The following is a 20,291-nucleotide window of genomic DNA, read 5'->3' as shown; positions in this document are numbered from 1 at the left end:
GCTGCAGGCGCGTCCGTGCGCGTACAAGCCATGCGAGGGCTTGCACGCTCGGTGGCGCGACCTGCGTATCAGCGGCTGGTCGACGCAGAGCCCTTCATGCGCAAGGCTGTGCCGGCGCTCATCATTGCCTTCATCGCCTCCATCGCCATCGCCGCCGTGGTGCAGATCCGCGCCTACCGCGCCGATGCCATCGCCAACGCGAAGGACGAGCTGGCGCTGTTCGCCGCCGCCATCGCCAGCGAGACCGGCCGCCACGACCCGGCCGCCATGGGGCCGGACACCCTGCTCAAATCCAGCCTGCCGCCCCGCGCCACCGAGGATGGCCGCCGCTACGGTCTGGTCGACGCCGGCGGCAAGGTGCTCGCCGCGCATGACGACGCCGCGACGGCGCCGGCGGAGCTCAGCGAACTCCTCGCCAACACGCAGGCGCTGACCATCTTCGCGGAGAATGCCGGCGTCCTCGATGTCAGCATGCCGGACGGCTCGCCGGCGCTCGCCACGGTGCGCAACCTGCCCCGCGCACCGATGCAGCTCGTCGTGGTGCAGCCGCTCGCCGGCGCGCTGGCCACCTGGCAGTCCGACACCATCCTCACCGTCACCCTGCTCTCGACCACCGGCGCGGTGCTGCTCATCCTCGGCTTCGCCTTCCACTGGCAGGCGAGCCGCGCCCGCGAGGCCGACGGCATCTACGAGACGGTGCGCGCGCGCATCGACACCGCCCTCTCCCGCGGGCGCTGCGGCCTGTGGGACTGGGACATGGGCCGCGGGCGCATGTTCTGGTCGGAATCGATGTTCGAGATCATCGGCCACGAGCCGCGCGACGAGCTGGTCTCCTTCGGCGAGGTAGCGAGCCTCGTCCATCCCGACGACACCAACCTCTACGACATCGCCAAGGAAATCGCCGACAAGCCCGGCCGGACCATCGACCGGGTGTTCCGCATGAAGCACGCCGACGGTCACTGGATCTGGCTGCGCGCCCGCGCCGAGGTGGTGCCGCAGGAAAATGGTGAGCCGCCCCATCTCGTCGGTATCGCCGTGGATGTCACCGAGGAGCGCCGCCTCGCCGAGCGCACCGCTACCGCCGACATGCGCCTGCGCGACGCCATCGAGAGCATTTCCGAATCCTTCGTGCTGTGGGACAGCGCGAACCGGCTGGTGATGTGCAACTCGAAGTTCCAGTCGCTGCACGGGATCGGCGACGCCAATGTCATCCCCGGCACCGAGTTCGACGCCGTCGCCTCCCTCGCCCGCCAGCCAGTCGTGCGCATTCCGCTGCGCCCCGAGGACAGGCCGGAGGAAGGCGCCCGCGCCTTCGAGGCCCAGCTCGAGGGCGGCCGCTGGCTCAAGGTCGCCGAGCGCCGCACCAAGGATGGCGGCTACGTCTCGGTCGGCACCGACATCACCGCGCTCAAGCGTCACGAAGAGCGGCTGATGGAGAGCGAGAAGCGCCTCATGGCCCTCGTCGCGGACCTACGCAAATCGCAGCAGACGCTGGAGATGCAGGCCCTCCAGCTCGCCGAACTCGCCCAGAACTACGCCGACGAGAAGACCAAGGCCGAGGACGCCAACCGCGCCAAGTCCGAATTCCTCGCCAATATGAGCCACGAGCTGCGCACGCCGCTCAACGCCATCATCGGCTTCTCCGAGCTGATGGAGAGCGGCCTGTTCGGCCCGCTCGGCAGCGACAAGTACAACGAATACTGCCGCGACATCCGCGATTCCGGCCGCTACCTGCTCGACGTCATCAACGACATCCTCGACATGTCGCGCATCGAGGCGGGCCGCGTGCAGCTCAACCTGCAGCCGGTCGCGCTCGACGAGGTGATCGCCGACGCCATCCGCGTCATGTCGGTGCGCGCCGACGAGAAGCACCTCACCATCAGCGCCGATTCCGACGAGGCCGTCACCATCGAGGCGGACAAGCGGGCGTTGAAGCAGATCGCCCTCAACCTGCTGTCCAACGCCATCAAGTTCACACCGGAAAAGGGCCGCGTCACCGTGCGCACCCGCCGCTCCGCCCGCGCCGCCCTGCTGGTCATCGAGGACAGCGGCATCGGCATCCCCAGGAGCGCGCTCGCCAAGATCGGCAAGCCGTTCGAGCAGGTGGAAAGCCAGTTCACCAAGACCCACAAGGGATCGGGCCTCGGCCTCGCCATCGCCAAGTCGCTGGTCGAGCTGCATGGCGGCACGATGCGCATCCGCTCCTCGGAAGGCGTCGGCACCACGATCGTCATCCGCCTGCCGCTCAACGGACGGCCGGCGCTGCAATATCGCAGTGGCCGCAGCGTTCCCGCCGAATAAGATCGCCGCATGAGCGCCAGTGAGGAATCGTCGGTCGACTGCGTGGTCGCCGGGGCCGGGGTGATCGGCCTCGCCGTCGCCCGCGCGCTGGCCTTGCGCGGGCGCGAGGTACTGGTGCTGGAGGCGACCGGGCTCGTCGGTTCGGACACCTCCGCGCGCAACAGCGAGGTCATCCACGCCGGCATCTACTATGCCCCCGGCACGCTGAAGGCCCGGCTCTGCGTCGCCGGGCGGGACGCGCTCTATGCCTATTGCGCCGAGCGCAGCATCCCGCACCGGCGCTGCGGCAAGCTCATCGTCGCCGCTAGCGCCGCGGAGACCGACCGACTCGCTGCCATCGATGCCCATGCCCGCGCCTGCGGCGTCACCGATCTCGAACCGCTCACCGGGGCGCAGGCGCGGGCGCTGGAGCCGGCGCTTTCCGCCGAGGCGGCCCTGCTCTCGCCCTACACCGGCATCGTCGACAGCCACGCGCTGATGCTCGCCTATCGCGGCGATCTGGAAGATGCCGGCGGCATGATCGCCTTCAACGCGCCGGTCCTGCGCGGCGAGGTGACGGCGAACGGCATCGTGCTGGAGGTCGGCGGGGCCGAGCCGATGCGGCTCACGTGTTCCACCTTCGTCAACGCCGCCGGCCACGGCGCGGTGCCGCTCGCCCGCGCCATCGCCGGCATTCCCGCCGAGACGATCCCGCCCGCCTATTTCTGCAAGGGCTCCTATTTCACCCTGTCCGGCAGGGCGCCCTTCTCCCGCCTCGTCTATCCCGTGCCGGAACAGGCTGGGCTCGGCGTGCACCTGACGCTCGACCTTGGCGGGCAGGCCCGCTTCGGGCCGGACACGGAATGGATCGACGCGCCGAACTACGATGTCGATCCGGCGCGCGGGGACACGTTCTATGCCGCCATCCGCCGCTACTGGCCGGCGCTGCCGGACGGCGCGCTGAACCCGGCCTATGCCGGCATCCGGCCGAAGATCGTCCCGGCCGGTGCGCGGGCGGCGGACTTCCGCATCGACGGCCCGGCCGAGCATGGCGTGCCGGGGCTGGTGCAGCTTTTCGGCATCGAGTCCCCCGGCCTCACCGCCAGCCTCGCCATCGCCGATCGGGTGGCGGAGAAGCTCGCCTAGCTTCCTCGCCCCGACGAAGCGGAGAGAGGGCTTTCAGGCCCGCTTGCGCCGGCGCTGCGGCTCCGTGCTCAGCAGCCGCTCGAAGGCTGCCCGCACCTGCCGCTGCGTGTCGAACAGATGCGCCTCCAGCGTCGAGAAATCAGGCATCGCGCCGGCCCGCGCCAGCAGCCGGCGCAGCGCCGGGCTCGCCTCGCCCGGCACGAAGGGGCCGCTGAGCGCGAGGCGCAGCACCTGAGTCAGGTCGTGCAGCAGGCGGCAGGCATCGGCCAGCACCTGCCCGTCCTGCGCGTCGAGCAGCCCGACACGGCGCGCCGCCTCGATCACCCGCAGCGTCGAGGTATCGACGATGCGCGGCTCATTCGCCGCGTGGGCGAGGACGAGGTACTGGGCGATGAACTCGATGTCGATCAGCCCGCCGCGCGCATATTTGAGGTCCCAGGGCGCGTCGTCGCCCTTCTCGTCGGCGATGGCGCCGCGCATGTCGACGATATCGGCGGCGAGCCGGCGCGCATCGCGCGGGCGGCGCAGCACCTCGCCGATCGCCGCTTCCACCCGCGCACGGAAGGCCGGAGAGGCCACCACCACGCGGGCCCGCGTCAGCGCCATGTGCTCCCAGGTCCACGCCTCCTCGGCCTGATAGGCCTCGAAGCGCGGCAGGCTGGTCGCCACCGGACCGGCGCGACCCGACGGGCGCAGCCGCAGGTCCACCTCGTAGAGCTGTCCGGCATTGGTGGGCGTGGTCAGCGCGCTGACGAGGCGCTGGGTCAGCCGGGCGAAATACTGCCCGCCATAGAGCGGGCGCGGCCCATCGCTCTCGGGGTGCTCCTCGTCGAAATCGTAGAGCACGATGAGGTCGAGATCCGAGCCCGCCGTCATCTCCCGCCCGCCGAGCTTGCCCATGGCGAGCACCGCCACCTCGGCACCGACAAGGCGGCCATGGGCCTCGCGAAAGCGCGCGGCGACCGCCTTCTCCAGCGCCCTAATGAGGATGTCGGCCAGCCGCGCGAAGGCTTCCCCCGCCCGCGCCGCCGGCAGGGTGCCGGAGAGGATGCGCACGCCGATCAGCACATGGTGCTCCTGCCGGAAGCGCCGGGCGCGGTCGAGCAGGTCCTCCTCGTCCTCGGCCAGCTCCAGTTCGGCGTCGAGCCGCGCCGCGAGCTCGGGCTCGTCGGGCAGCGTGCCGAAAAAGGCCGGGTCGAGCAGCGCATCGAGCAGCGAGGGCCGGTGCGCCAGCATCTCGCCGAGCCGCGGCGCGGTACCGAGGATCGTCGCCAGCAGGCGCACGAGGTCGGGATTGTGCCGCAGCGCCGGCATCAGGCGCAGCGCGGTCGGCATCTCGCGGAAGAAGCGGTCGGCGGCGTTGAGCCCGGCATCGGGAGCGCCGCCGCGCGCCAGCGCGTCGATCAGCAGCGGCACGATGGCCGCCAGCTCCTCGCGCACGCTCTCGGGCCGCAGCGCCCGCGGCTCGCCGGCCAGCCAGCCGCGCACCGTGGCGCTCGCCGCCTTCGCGTCGGCATAGCCGAGCCCGCTCAGCGTCGCCAGCGTCTCGCGGTCGTCCTTGGCCGGCGGGAACTCCAGCCGCCCCTCCACCACCGCGCGCGGCGGGGCGTCCTCGAACAGCTTGGAATAATGGTCCTGCACGCGGGCAAGCCGCACCGTCAGCGCCTGCGCGAAGCCCGCGCGGTCCTCATAGCCCATGAACCGCACGAAGCCGGCGAGCGCCTCCTCGTCCTCGGGCAGGGTATGGGTCTGGGCGTCCGCCACCATCTGCAACCGGTGCTCGACACGGCGCAGGAAGTGGTAGGCCTCGTCCAGCTCCGCCCGCGCCGGCTCGCCGATCCAGCCGGTCTCCGCCAGCACGGCGAGCGCCTCCAGCGTGCGCGGCGTGCGCAGGCGCGGGTCGCGCCCGCCGGCGATGAGCTGCTGCGTCTGGGCGAAGAACTCGATCTCGCGGATGCCCCCGCGCCCGAGCTTCACATTGTGCCCCTCGACGGCGATCGCCTCATGGCCGCGGAAGGCGTGGATGTCCTGCTTCATCGCATGGACCTCCGCCACCGCCGCGTAGTCGAGCGCGCGCCGCCAGACGAACGGGGCGAGCTGGCGCAGGAAGGCGTGGCCGAGCTTGATGTCGCCGGCGATGGGGCGCGCCTTGATATAGGCCGCGCGCTCCCATGTAGCGCCCTCGCGCTCGTAATAATCGAGCGCCGCGTCCACCGAGAGCGCCGCCGGCGTCGAGGCCGGGTCCGGGCGCAGCCTCAGGTCGACGCGCGCCACATAGCCCTCGCCGGTGCGCTCCTGGATCAGCTTCACCAGGCGCTGGGTCATCCGCACGAAGAAGGGCGCGGCCTCCACGTCCTTGCCCAGCGGCGCGACCTCGGGGTCGTAGAGCACGATCAGGTCGACGTCGCTGGAATAGTTCAGCTCGCGCGCCCCGTGCTTGCCCATGGCGAGCACGGTGTAGCCGAGCCCCTCGTCGCCGACCTTCTTCAGCTTGCGCGCGCCCACCGCCTCGCGGACGAGGAAATCCACCGCCAGCGCGATGGCGAGGTCCGCCGTCGCGGTCAGCTCCGCCGTCACCGTGGCGAGGTCGAACACGTTGCCGATGTCGGCCAGCGCGACCGTCAGCGCCGTCTCCGCCCGCAGGCGGCGCAACGCCGCCATCGCCGCGTCCTCGTCCTTGGTCGCCTCCAGCGCCGCCACAGTGGCGGAGCGGGCGGCGGCGAGCGTGTCGAGGGGATCGCCCTCCAGCACCCGCACCAGCCGCGCCGGGTCGACGCGGATCAGGTCGGTCAGGAATGGGGAATGGTCGGCGATGCCGGCCAGCACGGCGCGCGCTTGCGGCTGTGCCGCCAGCAGGTTCTCGATGCGCGTGCGCACCGCCTTTTGCGCGTCGGAAATGGCATCCTTCAGCGCGGCCGGCAGCCCGTCCGGCACTGGAAAGCCGGCGTCGTGTCGCAGGCATGCCACGAGGCTGCGCTCGTCCGCCCCCGGCCGCACCGCCGCTCCCGCCGCCTTTGCCGCTCCCGCCTTGCCCGCCGCTTTGCCCCGCCGCGCCGCCATACGTATCCGCCTCCCTCTGCGGCAACCTTACCCCGATCCGCCGGTGATTGCTCCCGCCGTCACGCCGGCGGCGTCTCATCCGAAAGATCGAGCGGCAGCTCGATAACGATCCGCAGGCCCGGATCGTTGCCTTCCAGCGACAGCGTGCCACCGTGCAGGTGCACCACGGCGGAAACCAGCGACAGACCGAGCCCGAAGCCGGGACGGGTGCGGCTCGCCTCCAGCCGCACGAAACGCTCCAGCACGCGCGGCCGGTCCGCCTCGGGAATGCCGGGCCCGCGGTCGGCGACGACGAGGCGCGCCCGCTCGCCCTCGCGCGTCGCCGTCAGCGTGATCTCGCGCCGCTCGCCGGGCGTGTCGGGCGCGCTGTACTTGATCGCGTTGTCGATCATGTTGGACAGCGCCTGCCCGAACAGCTCGCGCACGCCGTGGATCGGCAGCGGCCCCGGCGCCTCGACCACGAGGTCGAGCCCGGCCTCGTCGGCCACCGGCTCGTAGAGCTCGGCGACGCTTGAAGCGGTATCGGCGAGGTCGAAGCGCACCATGCGCGCGCTGGCCTGCCCGGCCTCGGCGCGGGCGATCATCAGCAGCGCGTCGAAGGTGCGGATCAGCCCGTCGGATTCCTCGATGGTCTGCTCCGTCGCGGCGCGCCACTCCTCGTCGCCGCTCGCCGTGCGCAGCGCGTCCTCGGCGCGGTTGCGCAGGCGTGTCAGGGGCGTCTTGAGATCGTGGGCGATGTTGTCGGAGACCTCCTTCAGCCCGGCCATGAGCGCCGCGATGCGCTCCAGCATGGCATTGACGCTGAGCGCGAGGCGGTCGAACTCGTCGCCCGTCCCGGCGACCGGAAGGCGCCCGGAAAGATCGGCGGCCATGATGCCGTCGGAGATCGCCGTCATCTGGTCGATGCGCTTGAGCACGCGGCGGGTGACGAACAGGCTGCCGGCCACGCCGAGCACCACCAGCAGCACCAGCCCCCACACCGCCGGGCCGATGATGATCTGGCGCAATTCCTCGCGCTCGACGATGTCGCGGCCGATCAGCAGGCGGAACTCGCCCGGCAGGAAGATGACGTGCACCAGCGCCCGGCTCGGCGGCCCGGCGGCCTCCTCCGAGCGCACATAGTCGATCTCCCGCCAGCCTTCCTTGTCGAGGAAGTTCAGCGGCAGGTTCAGCACGTTGCCGGCGAGCGGCTCGCCCGAAAAGCTGGTCAGCAGCAGCAGCCCGGCATCGGGCGCGCGGGCGCGGCGCGTCACCACCTGCACGAGGCGCGAAATGCCGCCGCGCTCGAACTGCGCCTGCATGAAGCGTGTGTCGTTCTCGATCGCCTCGATCGCCTGCCGCGTGACAAGACGCTGCGTGTGCCAGCCGAGATAGGCGATGACCGAGCCGGCGAAGACCGCGAAGACGAGCAGATAGGCCGCGATCAGCTTGAACGCGGTGGTGCGGATGAGCTTACCGAGCGCCGTCACGGATGATGTATCCCGCGCCGCGCACCGTATGGAGCAGCGGCGGATCGAAGCCCTTGTCGATCTTCGAGCGCAGGCGCGAGACGTGGACGTCGATCACGTTGGTCTGCGGGTCGAAATGGTAGTCCCACACATTCTCCAGCAGCATGGTGCGCGTCACCACCTGCCCGGCATGGCGCATGAGATATTCGAGCAGGCGGAACTCGCGCGGCTGCAGCGGAATCTCCTGCCCGGCACGGGTGCAGCGATGCGCCAGCCGGTCGAGCTCGAGATCGGCGACGCGATAGGTCGTGTCGGTCGCCTGCGGACCGCCGCGCCGCGCCAGCGCCTCGACGCGGGCGAGCAGCTCGGAGAAGGCGTAGGGCTTGGGCAGGTAGTCGTCGCCGCCGGCGCGCAGGCCGGTCACGCGGTCGTCCACTTGGCCGAGGGCGGAAAGGATCAGCGAGGGCGTCTTGTCGCCGCGTCCGCGCAGCTCGGTGATCAGCGACAGGCCGTCGCGGCGCGGCAGCATGCGGTCGATGACCAGCACGTCGTAGCCCCCGTCCAGCGCGAGGGCGAGGCCCTCCTCGCCATCCGACGCGACGTCGACGACATGGCCGGTCTCGCGGAACGCCTTGCGCAGATAGTCGGCGGCGTCACGGTCGTCCTCGACGATGAGCAGGCGCATGGGGGACTCTTCGGCGGACTCGCGGGTGGCCCGCCGGATATCCGCGAGGTCGATGACCGGGCCATCGTGACGCGACGGGGAATCGGCGGCGGCGGTGGGATTCGAATTCGTCACCATGTACGTCATTTCGAGCCTCGCGCCTATCGCTCCCATGGTCAGGGAAGCCGTGCCTGCGCCCCTGCGAAAAAGATGACGCGGGAAGCCCTTTCGGACTCCCCGCGCCACCGAACCGGCCGCAGCCCAAGGGGCGACGGAACGAGCCGCAACCGGAACTCTCAGGTCCGCCGGGGATCAGCCGCGCTGATCGCCGAGGGAGATCGCGACGAAGCGGGTGCCCTGCTCGGACTTGACGCGCATCAGGACGGCCTTGCGGTTGTCCTTCTTGGCGGCGGCGAGGCCGTCGCGCACGTCGGCGGGGGTCATCACCGGCTTGCCGCCGACGTCGAGGATGACGTCGCCCGCCTTCAGGCCGCGCTCGGCCGCCGGGCCGTTCGGGTCGACCTCGGTGACGACCACGCCGATGTCACCGGCGCCGGCGACACCCTTGGCGGGAGCCAGCGAGAGGCCGAGGCGCGGCACGTCGCGGGTGCCCTGCTCACGCTCCTCGCCGCCCTGGGCCTTGTCGGCCGAGGCAACGTTGGTCGGGAGCTGCTCCAGCGTCACCGGCACGGTGATCGCCTTGCCGTCGCGCAGCACGCTCAGCTTCACCGTGGTGCCGGGCTTCTTGCGGGCGATCTCGCGCGACATCTCGCGGGAGTCCTTGATGGTCGCGCCGTCGATCGCGGTCACGATGTCGCCGGGCTTGAGGCCGGCCTTCTCGCCGGGCGTGCCGGGCTGCACCTGGGCGACCAGCGCGCCTTCCGCCTGCTTGAGGTCCATCGCCTCGGCGACATCGTCGCTCACCGGCTGGATCTGCACGCCGACATAGCCGCGGGCCACCTGGCCGCCTTCCTTCAGCGCCGCGACCACCTCGGAGACGGTCTCGGAGGGAATGGCGAAGGCGATGCCGACATTGCCGCCCGAGGGCGAGACGATGGCGGTGTTCACGCCGATGACCTCGCCGTCGAGGCCGAAGGTCGGGCCGCCGGAGTTGCCGCGGTTGATCGGGGCGTCGATCTGGATGAAGTCGTCATACGGACCCGAGCCGATGTCGCGGCCGCGGGCCGAGACGATGCCGGCGGTCACCGTGCCGCCGAGGCCGAACGGGTTGCCGACCGCGACCACCCAGTCGCCGACGCGCGGCGCCTTCTCGGCGAGCTTCACCCACGGGAAGTCCGACTTGCCGTCGACCTTGATCAGCGCGATGTCGGTGCGCGGATCGGTGCCCACCACCTTGGCGGTGTAGGTCTTGCCGTCGGTCGTGGTCAGGTCGACCTCGGAGGCGCCGTCCACCACGTGGTTGTTGGTCACGGCATAGCCGTCGGCCGAGATGAAGAAGCCGGAACCCTGGCCGACGACGGCGCGGTGACCGGGGCCGCGGCGCGGGCCCATGTCGGGACCGCCGGGGGCGCCCGGACCGAAGCCGAAGCGGCGCATGAAACGCTCGATCTGCGGGGGAACGTTCTGGCCGCCGAGGGAGTCCTCGTCGCCATTCGCCGCGACCTGCTCCTCGTCCTTCTTCACCTTCACGCTGACGACGGCGGGGGAAACCTTCTCGACGATGTCGGCGAAGGAGAACGTGCCGGCCGGCTGGTTGGTGGAGAGCTGGGCGAAGGCGGGGGTGACGGTCTCGGGGATCACGAAGGCGCCAACGGCGCCACCGGCGAGCGCCAGGGTGAAGACGCCGGCGAGCAGCCGCGAACGGCTCCCGCGCAGGGTGGACGAAGCGGTGCGGGTCTGGTTGAGCGCGTTGCGCGACATGTGTCGTTCCTCGTTCGACAAATCTCACTCCCCTCAGGGAGGCTTGAACGGGAACGTAGAGGGCGTCTCCTTAACGCAGGCTGGCGGCGGCGTTAAACTTTCGTAACGTCGGCCGGAGCATCGCCGGCACCGTGTGTGGCCAGCACGTCGCGCAGCCGCGCCTCCTCCTCGGCGCTGAGCGCGGCGGCGGCCGGCACGGTCGCAGCGCGGCGCCGATAGGCCACCCACAGGCCGAAGCCGCCGATGACGAGCACGGCGAAGGGCGCCCCCCACAGCAGCACGTTGGCCCCATGCCAGGTCGGGCGCATCAGCACGAACTCGCCATAGCGCGCGACGAGATAGTCCAGCACCTCGCGGTCGGTATCGCCGGCCGTGATGCGCTCGCGCACCAGAAGGCGCAGGTCGCGCGCCAGCGGTGCGTCGGAATCGTCGATCGACTGGTTCTGGCAAACCATGCAGCGCAGCTCCTTGGAGAGCTCGCGCGCCCGCGTCTCCTGCACCGGGTCGGGCAGGATCTCGTCAGGCTGGACGGCCGCGGCCGGGCGGACGACCAGCGTCAGGGCCAGCAGGGAAAGGGCGATCGCCGCACGCATCCCGCTCACTCCGCCGGCGCCGGAACGACGTTCTCCGGCTTCTTCGCCGGCTTGTTCTTCGCGGGCTTGGGCGCCCCAACGCGCAGGCGCCGGTCGGTCAGCGACAGCGCCCCGCCGAGCGCCATGATGACGGCGCCGAGCCAGATCAGCGTCACCAGCGGCTTCCAGTAGGCGCGCACGCCCACCGCGCCGCCCGGCAGCTCGTCACCGAGGCTCACATAGAGCTGGCTGAGGCCGAGGGTGCGGATGCCGGCCTCGGTGGTCGGCATGTTGCGGGCGGTGAACAGGCGCTTGGAGGATTCGATCGTGCCGACGTCCACCCCGCCGCGCCGCACCGAGAACACTCCCGTGAGATCGCGGTAGTTCGGCCCGCTGCGCGGCTCCAGCCGGTCGAGGGTGAGCTCGTAGCCGCCGACATTCAGGCTCTGGCCGACCCGCACGCCGGCGACGCCTTCCGCGTTCCAGCTCGTCTCCGCGATCATGCCGAGCAGGCAGATCCCTACGCCGGCATGGGCGAGCGCCCCGCCGAAGACCGAGCGCGGCAGGCCGCGCAGGCGCGCGAAGGCGGTGGCGAGCGGCACCCGGCCGAAGCCGGCGCGCTCGAAGATCTCCACTCCCGCGCCGATGATCACGAACGCCGCCAGCCCCATGCCGAACGGCGCCAGCACCGGGCCGCCGCCCTGCGCATAGGCGGCGAGCGCCGCCACCACCAGCGCCGCGCCGAAGGCCGCCATCAGCCGCTGCGCCGCCCCGGCGAGATCGCCGCGCTTCCAGGCCAGCAGCGGCCCGAACGGCATGGCGAAGGCAACCGGCAGCATCAGCACGCCAACCGTCAGGTTGAAATAGGGCGGCCCGACCGTGATCTTCGCGCCGTTATAGGCTTCCAGCGCCAGCGGGTAGAGCGTGCCGACGAACACCGCCGCCGCCGCCGCCGTCAGCAGCAGGTTGTTCAGCACCAGCGCGCCCTCGCGCGAGACCGGCGCGAAGATGCCGCCCTGGCGCAGCGTCGGCGCGCGCAGCGCGTAGAGCGCCAGCGAGCCGCCGATGAAGAAGATCAGGATGGCGAGGATGAACACGCCGCGCGAGGGATCGGCGGCAAAGACGTGCACCGAGGTCAGGACGCCCGAGCGCACGAGGAAGGTGCCGAGCAGCGACAGCGAGAAGGCGAGGATGGCGAGCAGCACCGTCCACACCTTCAGCGCGTCGCGCTTTTCCATCACCACGGCGGAATGGATCAGCGCCGTGCCGGCGAACCACGGCATCAGCGAGGCGTTCTCCACCGGGTCCCAGAACCACCAGCCGCCCCAGCCGAGCTCGTAATAGGCCCAGTAGGAGCCCATGGCGATGCCCAGCGTCAGGAAGGCCCAGGCGGTCAGCGCCCAGGGCCGCACCCAGCGCGCCCAGGCAGCGTCGAGCCGCCCCTCGATGAGCGCCGCCACGGCGAAGGCGAAGGTGATGGAGAAGCCGACATAGCCGAGATAGAGCAGCGGCGGATGGATGGCGAGGCCGATATCCTGCAGGATCGGGTTGAGGTCCTGCCCTTCCGCCGGCGCCGGCACGACGCGGATGAAGGGGTTGGAGGTCAGCAGGATGAACAGCAGGAAGGCCACCGCCACCGAGCCCTGCACGCCCAGCACGTTCGCCTTCAGGCGGGCCGGCAGGTTGCCGCCGAACAGCGCCACCAGCGCCCCGAAGATCGCCAGCACCAGCACCCACAGCAGCATGGAACCCTCATGGTTCCCCCAGGTGCCGGTGATGCGGTAGAGCAGCGGCTTGGCCGAGTGCGAGTTCTCGACGACGTTCAGCACCGAGAAATCGGACTGCACATAGGCCGTGACCAGCGTCGCGAAGGAAAGGCTGACGAAGCCGGCGAAGACCAGCGCCAGCACCGGCCCCACCCGCATCAGCGCCGCGTCGCCGGTGCGCGCGCCCCAGATTGGCAGGGCGGTCTGCAGGATGGCGACGGCGAGCGCCAGCACCAGCGCGTAATGCCCGATCTCCGGGTTCATTGCGCCGTCTCCCCTTCCTTCCAGACACCCTGCTTCTTCAGGGCGTCGGCCACTTCCTTGGGCATGTAGTTCTCGTCATGCTTGGCGAGAATGCTGTCGGCGCGGAAGCTGCCGTCGGGCACCATCACGCCCTCGGCGATCACGCCCTGTCCCTCGCGGAACAGGTCCGGCAGCAGCCCGACATAGTTCACCGCCACGTCGGCCCCGCCGTCGGTCACGACGAAGCGCACATGTGTGTTGTCGGACTTCACCACGCTGCCGTCCTTCACCAGGCCACCGAGCCGCAGCCGCGTTCCGGGCGCGGTCCGCTCGGCGGCGATCTCGCTCGGCGAGCGGAAGAACACGATGGTGTCGTTGAGCGCGAACAGCACCACGCCGGCGGCGACGCCGAGCACGCCGAGCGCGCAGGAGATGAGGAGAAGGCGGCGTCCCTTGCGGGTCATGATCAGCTCCCGAGACCCAGTTCGCGCGCCAGCGCATCGATGCGGCCAAGCGCGCCCTCGTCCTTGGCGAAATGGGCGCGGGCCTCGCCGGCGGCGGCCTTGGCCTTCTCCGCCTCACCCAGCACGTTCCACGCCCGCATCAGGCGCAGCCAGCCCTCGATGTCGTTGCCGTCTTCCGCGAGGCGGGTTTCCAGCCGCTCGACCATGCCGCGCACCATCTGGCTGCGCTGTTCGGGGGTGAGGCTCTCGGCGGCCGCGACATCGGCGGCGTTCGGACCGGGCGCCCCGGCAACGGCTCCCGCCGGCGCGGGAGCGGCACCGACGCGCGCCATGGATTCGCGCACCAGCCCCAGCCACGGCGCATCCGGCGGGGAATCCGCCGCCAGCGCGCCCCAGATCCGGCCCGCCTCGGCGGGCTTGCCGTCCTGCTCGGCGGCGAGGCCGAGGAAATAACGCGCCTTCGGGTCCTTGGCATCGGCGGCCAGCGCCGCCTGGAAGGCCGCCTTGGCCTCCGCCGTCACCACGCCGCCGGCCTGCGTGGTCAGCGCCTCGCCGAGGCCGGTCTGGCGGGTCGCGTTGGAACCGAGCAGGCGGATGGCGTTCGACCAGGCGCGCGCCGCGTCGTCGAGCCGTCCCAGGCGCGAATAGATCGGCGCGACCACCTCGTAGCCGCGCCCGTCATTCGGGTTGGCCTCGAGATGCGTCTCGACCTTGCGGATGAGGATAGCGATGTCGGTCTGGTCGGGCCGCGCCTCCAGCCGCTGGGCCAGCGGCTGCGGCGGATAGAGCGGGGAGCCGAGGAAAAGATAGAGACCGCCGGCCATGGCCGGCACGCCGATCAGCGCGATGATGGCAGCGGCGCGCCGGCGCGTGTCCGCGCCCTTCGACGCCGCCTTCTGCTGCTCCGCCTCCGCCGAGGCGCGCAGGATGCGACGGGCGACTTCCGTGCGCGCCGCCTCGCCTTCCGCCGCGCCGATCAGCCCGGCCTCGCGGTCGCGCTCGATCTCGGCGAGCTGGTCGCGATAGACGGCAAGGTCGGCCTCGGCGGCGCTGGCCGCCGCCGGCACGCCGGCAGCCACGGAGCGCAAAGGCCAAAGCACCGCCAGAATGGCGGCGCCGGTCATCAGCGAGAAGGCGATCCACAGCAACATTAGTCTTCCTCTAATGCGCTGAGGTAGCCGACCGGAACGCTGTCGCCAATCCGTAACAGCCTCAGTCCGATCGACGCAGGCTCACAGTCGCGAGAGCGCGACGGGACCTTGCGTCAACCCGCCACAGGTCGGCGGTGCGGGGGTCCGCACCGCGCCCGTGAGAGGCCAAGGCGTCAGCCGTGACCGGAAGCCGACGTCAGCCCGCGACCGGCGACCACGTGCCGTCCGGGTTGCGGCAGGCGGTGCCGCGCGCCGTCTGCGGCTGGCCGTTGATATAGATGGTGTGGGTGAACTCGCGGCACTTGGGCGAGCCGCCGCGCGCATAGGCCGGGCCGGGGACGATGGTGCCGTAGGCGCCGCTGTCGCCGCGCCAGCTCACCGGCGCGCCGGGGTTGCCGTATTCCAGCGCCTGCATCTCCGCGTCGCGCGCCCGCGCCCGATCCTGCTGGTCCAGCGCGTTGCCGATGCTGCCGCCGATCAGGCCGCCCACGGCGGCACCGATGGCCGCGCCCGCCACGTTGCGGCCGGCCGCGGCGCCGATCACGCCGCCCGCCAGCGCGCCGAGAGCCGCGCCGCCGACGGTGTTCGGGTTTTCCTGGGCGGTGCTGCACCCGGCAAGGGTGGCTCCGACCAGGCCGACGGCGACGAGTTGGTATGCGCGCATGAAACGAATCCCTCCAGCACAGTCACGGAACTTTGCCGCACCAAGCGTGAGGAATAGGGCGAAAGCGCGGCTCCGTCACCTATATCGGGACACCGCAGGTCGACGCGCAATTGGTCTGCCGACACTGCCTATGGACCGTCATTCCCGGGCTCGGCCCGGGGATCCACGACTTGCCGGGCGCTCCACGCCGCACCGAAGGCGTAAATGGCCGGGCCAAGCCCGGCCATGACGAGGCTTCAAGCGTCCTGGTCACATTCCATGTCACATTCCTACGCCGCCGGTAGCCGCACGACGCAGCGCAGCCCGCCGAGCGGCGAGCGGTCGAGGCCCAGCCGGCCGCCATAGAGCCCCGCCAGCTCGGAGACGATCGACAACCCGAGCCCCGAGCCGGGCCGGGTCTCGTCGAGCCGCTTGCCGCGCTTGAGCGCCTCGGCCTGCTGCTCCGGCGTCAGCCCCGGCCCGTCATCGTCGATGGTGATCTCGAAATAGTCGCGCTCGCCCGCCGTCCCCGGCACCGGCGCCACGGCGATCTCGACCAGCGAGCGCGCCCATTTGCAACCATTGTCGACGAGGTTGCCGAGGATCTCCTCCAGATCCTGCCGCTCGCCGCGAAAGCGCACGCCGTCGGCGACCTCCGCCTCCACCTCGATCCCCCGGCCGCGATAGACCTTGGCCAGCGTCCCCGCCAGCTTGCCGACGATCGGCCCGACCTCCTCCACCGTGGTGACCACCGAGGCGCGCGCGGCCATGCGGGCACGCTCCAGATGGTGCGCCACCTGCCCCGTCATGATCTCCGCCTGCTCGCCCACCTTGGCGGCGAGCGGGTCGCCCTGCGCGGCGGCGCGCGCGGCCTCGTTCTGCAGCACGGAGATCGGCGTCTTCAGCGCATGGGCGAGGTTGCCGACATGGGTGCGGGCGCGCTCGACGATCTCGCGGTTGGTCTCGATTAGCGCGTTCACCTCGGCGGCGAGCGGGGCGATCTCGACGGGATAGTCGCCGACGATCCGGTCCGCCTGCCCCGTGCGCACGTCGTGCAGCGCGGCGAGCATGCGCTTGAGCGGGCGCAGGCCGAACAGCACCTGGAAGACGAGGGTGAGCAGGAACGCTCCGCCCAGCACCGCCAGCGTCAGCTCCAGCGCGCGGTCGAAGGCCTGCACCTCCTCCTCGATCTCGCCGGCGTCGGCCGCCACCGCCACCGCGTAGCGCCCGTCCTCGCCGAGATCGACCACGCGCTCGACGATGCGCAGGTTCTGGTCGGCCGGGCCCTTCGCATAGCCCTCGCGCAGGCCCGAGACGTCGGACCGGCCCTCGCGCTCGAACAGCAGCGGCAGCTTGCCCTCCGGCAGGGAGCGCGAGGTCTTCACCTGCGGCGCCGCCCCGTCTGTGCGGGTGATCTGCCAGTACCAGCCGGAGATCGGGAAATTGAACAGCGGGTCGCCGAGCGTCGTCGGCTCCGGCATGCTGCCGGTGGCGGAGTTGGCGACGTCCGCCACGATGGTCTTGAGATAGACGTCGAGCCGCTGATCGAAGGCGCGCTCCACCGCGTCGCGATAGACCGAATGCAGCGCGAAGCCGGTGATCGTCAGCACGGCGCCGCTGATCACCGTCGCCGAGATGAACAGGCGTAGCGCCAGCGAGCCGGTGCGCATCAGCCGGGCGTTCCCTTTGACGGCGCCTCCTGGCGTGGGCTCTCGGGCGCCGCCAGGAGATAGCCGAGCCCGCGCACGGTCTGGATCACGTCGACGTCGAGCTTCTTGCGCAGCCGCCCGACGAACACCTCGATGGTGTTGGAATCGCGGTCGAAATCCTGGTCGTAGAGATGCTCGACCAGTTCCCCGCGCGAGACCACGCGCCCGGTATGGTGCATGAGATAGGCGAGCAGGCGGTGCTCGTGGGAGGTCAGCTTCACCTGCCGCCCGTCCACCGTCACCCGGCCCGAGCGGGTGTCGAGCATCACCGGCCCGCAGGTCAGTTCGCTCGCCGCGTGGCCGGCGGAGCGGCGCAGCAGGGCGCGGATGCGCGCCAGCACCTCCTCCATGTGGAAGGGCTTGGCGACATAGTCGTCGGCGCCGGCGTCGAAGCCCTGCACCTTGTCGCTCCAGCGGTCGCGCGCGGTGAGGATCAGCACCGGCATCTTGCGCCCCTCGCGGCGCCAGGCCTCCAGCACCGAGAGCCCGTCCATCTTCGGCAGGCCGATGTCGAGCACCACCGCGTCATAGGGCTCGGTCTCGCCGAGATAGTGGCCCTCTTCCCCGTCATAGGCGCGGTCGACGGCGTATCCGGCGTCGTTCAGCGCCTCATACATCTGGCGGTTGAGATCGGGATCGTCCTCGACAACGAGCAGGCGCACGGCAGTTCCTCGACGCATCGCCGCGCGAAGCGGGCGCGGCGCGGGGAGAATGCCACCCAACGGCGCCGCTGTCAGGTCAGGAGGCCGCCGGCGCTCCCCGCCACCCGCACAGCTCGCGCCCCACCGCGTTGTGCGCCTTCACCTGCCGGATGGTCGGACCGGTGTCGGCGCGCGCCCATGAGATCGGCCGGAAGGCGCCGCACGCGCCCCTAGTCGCGGCGGAAGGCGTCGTCGTCGCGCAGCCGGCGCTCGTCAGCATGGCGCCGGTCAGCATCAGCACGCGCGCGCGCCGCCCGCTCGATGGTTTCCAGAACATCGCGCTCCCCTTCCGCCCGGCAGGCCGCGCCGCCCGCCGCCTGTCCCCTGAGATAGCTCCCGGCCATCGCCGCCAGCACGGCGAGGAGCAGCACGGCCGCCCGCCCGAGCGGGCTGGCGAGCAGGCCCAGCAGTGCCGTCACGGCGCCGCCTCGCCCGCCCGCACGCGCCGCAGCGCGCCGGCCAGCGTCAGCGCCACTCCGGCCAGCATCAGCGCCGCGAACAGCCATTTCAGCGTCTCGGCGAAGCCGGCGAGCGGCGCCAGCCGGTCGGCCTGCTCGGCGATCACCGCGCCCAGCGCGCCGCCGCCGCTGATCAGCCCGCCCGCCCCTTCCGGCGTCCGCGAGAGCCGCGTGTCGGCGGGCCGGGCCTTGGCGTCCGCCGGCCCCTGCACGAGCATGGCCGGCTCCGGCCCCGCGCCGCCGCGCGCTAGGCTCCGGGCCGCCACGCGCACCTCGGCGACGCGCGCCGTCCAGCCGGCGCCGAAGGTCGGGAAGGTCCGCAGGCCGCGCAGCATGGCGAGGCGCCGGTCGCACACCGCGTCGACCAGCGCCGCCGGCGCGCGCCCGGCGAGCGCCGCCAGCGTCGCCTCGCCGACCTGCCCGTCGGCGACGACGCCGAGGCCGCGCTGAAGCCATTTCGCCGCCTGCGCCGGCCCGGAATGCACCGCCCCGTCGAAGACGCAGTAGTCGAGCCCCGCCGGCAGGTCGTCGGCGCGCACCGCGTCCCAGTATTGCCGGCGATAGATCGCCGCCACCTCGCCGGCCGCGATGCGGCGGACCGCCCGCGCCGGCAGCCCCTGCCGCCGGCGCCAGCCGTCATAGACGCGCTGGGTAATGCCCTTCATCGTCGCCCCGCCGGGATCGGCCGGGTGGTCGGCATAGCCGCCCTCATGCACAAGGACGCGCCGGAGCGCCCCCTCGAAGCTCGCCGCGGTCATCGTATTCTCCGGTAATGGAGGAAGGGATCAGCGCAAAAAACGGAACCCGCTGGGGACGAATCGCGTTATTAGCGCCAGCCGTTGCCGCTCGTCCGTTGCAATTTTCGGGAATTTCATGGACGATTTGCGCAACATCCAGCAAAGGGGCGTTGCTCGGTATGGGAAAGTCGGATCAACTCGTCGACGATCTGAGGAGTATCTTCGACGATGCGCGTAAAACCTCAGGCCATGTTCAGGCCGAGGCCCTCCTCGCTACGGCACCCTTCGTCCTGAAGGGCGCCACCCCCGGCCGGCCGCATGAAGTTGCCTTCATGCGCGATCGCCTGACGCATGAGAGCTACCATGCGATCTGCGACGCGGTCGGCCGCGAGATCGACCGCCTCAACAACGAGATCGCCCGGCTCAAGCGGCTGGAAAAGCTCACCGAGGTGGTGGAGAGCGCCCAGCGCCGCATCGTCGCGACGCCGGCCCGCATGACGACGCCTCCGGCCGCTTACCGCACGCCCGGCCCGGCCGAATAGTCGGCCGGCGGTCAGATGCCGAAGACGAAATAGCTCAGCACGAGCCGCACGCGGCCGCCCGTGAAGCTTCCGCCGAGCGCGGTGATACGCAGTGGCGTCGCCGCATAGAAGGCCTGCGGCCCGATCACGCCGATATTGGTCGCGCCGGCGGCAATGCTCAGCAGCCCGCCGAACTTGGATGTCTCCTCGGCGACGCCGACCTCATAGGCCGTCGCTCCGGTCGCGGTCTCCAGGGTGCGGCTGGCCACGGCGAGGCAGATCGCCCGGTTCGGGATGGCGATGCTGCTCTCGACGAAGGCCCCGGCCAGCGCGAGATCTTCCTCGACCACCCGCAGCGTCGCCCGCCCTCCCGAGGCCGAGCCGACCAGTATGTCGCGCCAGCCGCTTCCATCGAACTGGAGGGCGCGCGTGTCGCTGTCCACATAGGCGCGCCAGCCCGCGCGCGGCATCAGGAAGCGCCAGCCGCCACCGTCATGCAGCGCGATCTCGTTGTCATGCCCGGCCCACTCGCCGCCCGCCCCCGGCGCCACGATGTGCCGGTCGCCCGGCTGGGGCGCGGCGGGCGGCACGGTGCGCAGCCGATCGATCACGCCGAGCTGCGCCGCCGCGTCGAGCAGCAGCAGCGCCTCATTGTGCGTCACATGCTTCTGCGCCTGCGCCGCCGCCATCAGCGGCAGCGCGAGATGGGGTGTGGTCTCGGACATGAAGAACTCCGGCCGCGCTCCCCTGCGAGGGAGGCGAGTTGAGAGAGATCGGAATGAGAGGAGTGTCGAAGGCCGCGAGCCCCCGCCCCCGTCATGGCCGGGCTCGACCCGGCCATCCACGC

General features: G+C 71.2%; 17 protein-coding genes. 3 read left to right on the top strand and 14 right to left on the bottom strand.

Going from position 1 to position 20,291, the window contains the following annotated elements; translation table 11 throughout:
* Positions 1-96 precede the first annotated feature (96 nt).
* Both STARVERO_RS03330 and STARVERO_RS03325 read left to right on the top strand, forming a co-directional pair.
* Positions 97-2,301, top strand: a complete 2,205-nt coding sequence (locus STARVERO_RS03330; RefSeq protein WP_159597902.1) for a PAS domain-containing sensor histidine kinase — start codon at positions 97-99, stop codon at positions 2,299-2,301.
* Positions 2,302-2,310: 9 nt separating this feature from the next.
* Positions 2,311-3,426 carry an NAD(P)/FAD-dependent oxidoreductase gene (locus STARVERO_RS03325; protein WP_159597901.1) on the top strand — a complete coding sequence of 372 codons (1,116 nt, stop codon included), beginning with the start codon at positions 2,311-2,313 and terminating at the stop codon, positions 3,424-3,426.
* Positions 3,427-3,459: 33 nt separating this feature from the next.
* Here the strand turns inward: STARVERO_RS03325 and STARVERO_RS03320 are convergent, their stop codons facing one another.
* The 13 genes from STARVERO_RS03320 to STARVERO_RS03260 all read right to left on the bottom strand — a co-directional run bounded on the left by STARVERO_RS03320 (position 3,460) and on the right by STARVERO_RS03260 (position 18,944).
* Positions 3,460-6,486, bottom strand: coding sequence for a bifunctional [glutamine synthetase] adenylyltransferase/[glutamine synthetase]-adenylyl-L-tyrosine phosphorylase (locus tag STARVERO_RS03320; protein WP_159597900.1), 3,027 nt, complete (start codon positions 6,484-6,486; stop codon positions 3,460-3,462).
* Positions 6,487-6,545: 59 nt separating this feature from the next.
* The gene (locus STARVERO_RS03315; protein WP_144343127.1) at positions 6,546-7,955 is read right to left on the bottom strand and encodes a sensor histidine kinase; all 1,410 of its coding nucleotides are present in this window, start codon (positions 7,953-7,955) and stop codon (positions 6,546-6,548) included.
* Positions 7,939-8,619: a response regulator transcription factor gene (locus STARVERO_RS03310; protein ID WP_200837893.1), complete on the bottom strand. Its 681-nt coding sequence runs from the start codon at positions 8,617-8,619 to the stop codon at positions 7,939-7,941. Before STARVERO_RS03310 ends, STARVERO_RS03315 begins: the two co-directional genes overlap by 17 nt.
* Before the next feature lie 291 nt (positions 8,620-8,910).
* Entirely contained in the window at positions 8,911-10,479 is a 1,569-nt protein-coding gene (locus STARVERO_RS03305; RefSeq protein WP_159597898.1) for a Do family serine endopeptidase, read from the bottom strand.
* 92 nt (positions 10,480-10,571) lie between these two features.
* A complete protein-coding gene (locus STARVERO_RS03300; RefSeq protein ID WP_159597897.1) occupies positions 10,572-11,072 on the bottom strand; it encodes a cytochrome c-type biogenesis protein in 501 nt (166 codons plus the stop codon).
* A gap of 5 nt (positions 11,073-11,077) precedes the next feature.
* Positions 11,078-13,081 carry a heme lyase CcmF/NrfE family subunit gene (locus STARVERO_RS03295; RefSeq protein WP_159597896.1) on the bottom strand — a complete coding sequence of 668 codons (2,004 nt, stop codon included), beginning with the start codon at positions 13,079-13,081 and terminating at the stop codon, positions 11,078-11,080.
* Positions 13,078-13,524 (bottom strand): cytochrome c maturation protein CcmE, encoded by a 447-nt coding sequence (gene ccmE / locus STARVERO_RS03290; RefSeq protein ID WP_144343132.1) that lies wholly within the window; start codon positions 13,522-13,524, stop codon positions 13,078-13,080. The genes STARVERO_RS03295 and ccmE overlap by 4 nt, the downstream gene beginning before the upstream one ends.
* Positions 13,525-13,526: 2 nt before the next feature.
* Entirely contained in the window at positions 13,527-14,675 is a 1,149-nt protein-coding gene (ccmI, locus tag STARVERO_RS03285; RefSeq protein ID WP_159597895.1) for a c-type cytochrome biogenesis protein CcmI, read from the bottom strand.
* 196 nt (positions 14,676-14,871) lie between these two features.
* The gene (locus STARVERO_RS03280) at positions 14,872-15,339 is read right to left on the bottom strand and encodes a glycine zipper domain-containing protein (protein WP_144343134.1); all 468 of its coding nucleotides are present in this window, start codon (positions 15,337-15,339) and stop codon (positions 14,872-14,874) included.
* A gap of 269 nt (positions 15,340-15,608) precedes the next feature.
* On the bottom strand, positions 15,609-16,988 hold the full coding sequence (locus tag STARVERO_RS03275; RefSeq protein WP_144343135.1) for an ATP-binding protein: 1,380 nt from the start codon (positions 16,986-16,988) through the stop codon (positions 15,609-15,611).
* On the bottom strand, positions 16,988-17,689 hold the full coding sequence (locus STARVERO_RS03270) for a response regulator transcription factor (protein ID WP_144343136.1): 702 nt from the start codon (positions 17,687-17,689) through the stop codon (positions 16,988-16,990). Before STARVERO_RS03270 ends, STARVERO_RS03275 begins: the two co-directional genes overlap by 1 nt.
* 209 nt (positions 17,690-17,898) lie before the next feature.
* A complete protein-coding gene (locus STARVERO_RS03265) occupies positions 17,899-18,147 on the bottom strand; it encodes a hypothetical protein (RefSeq protein WP_159597894.1) in 249 nt (82 codons plus the stop codon).
* Positions 18,144-18,944 (bottom strand): glycoside hydrolase family 108 protein, encoded by an 801-nt coding sequence (locus STARVERO_RS03260; RefSeq protein ID WP_159597893.1) that lies wholly within the window; start codon positions 18,942-18,944, stop codon positions 18,144-18,146. The genes STARVERO_RS03265 and STARVERO_RS03260 overlap by 4 nt, the downstream gene beginning before the upstream one ends.
* Positions 18,945-19,255: 311 nt before the next feature.
* Here STARVERO_RS03260 and STARVERO_RS03255 point away from each other — a divergent pair, with 311 nt between their 5' ends.
* Complete coding sequence (locus tag STARVERO_RS03255) at positions 19,256-19,465, top strand: hypothetical protein (RefSeq protein WP_144343139.1); 210 nt, start codon at positions 19,256-19,258, stop codon at positions 19,463-19,465.
* 11 nt (positions 19,466-19,476) lie between these two features.
* On the opposite strand, the gene STARVERO_RS03250 is transcribed toward STARVERO_RS03255, so the two are convergent.
* The gene (locus STARVERO_RS03250) at positions 19,477-20,169 is read right to left on the bottom strand and encodes a DUF2793 domain-containing protein (protein WP_159597892.1); all 693 of its coding nucleotides are present in this window, start codon (positions 20,167-20,169) and stop codon (positions 19,477-19,479) included.
* Between the last annotated feature and the right edge of the window lie 122 nt (positions 20,170-20,291).

This window comes from Starkeya nomas, from assembly GCF_902703545.1.
Lineage (GTDB): Bacteria > Pseudomonadota > Alphaproteobacteria > Rhizobiales > Xanthobacteraceae > Ancylobacter > Ancylobacter moscoviensis.
This window is presented reverse-complemented; position numbering and strand designations above follow the sequence as displayed.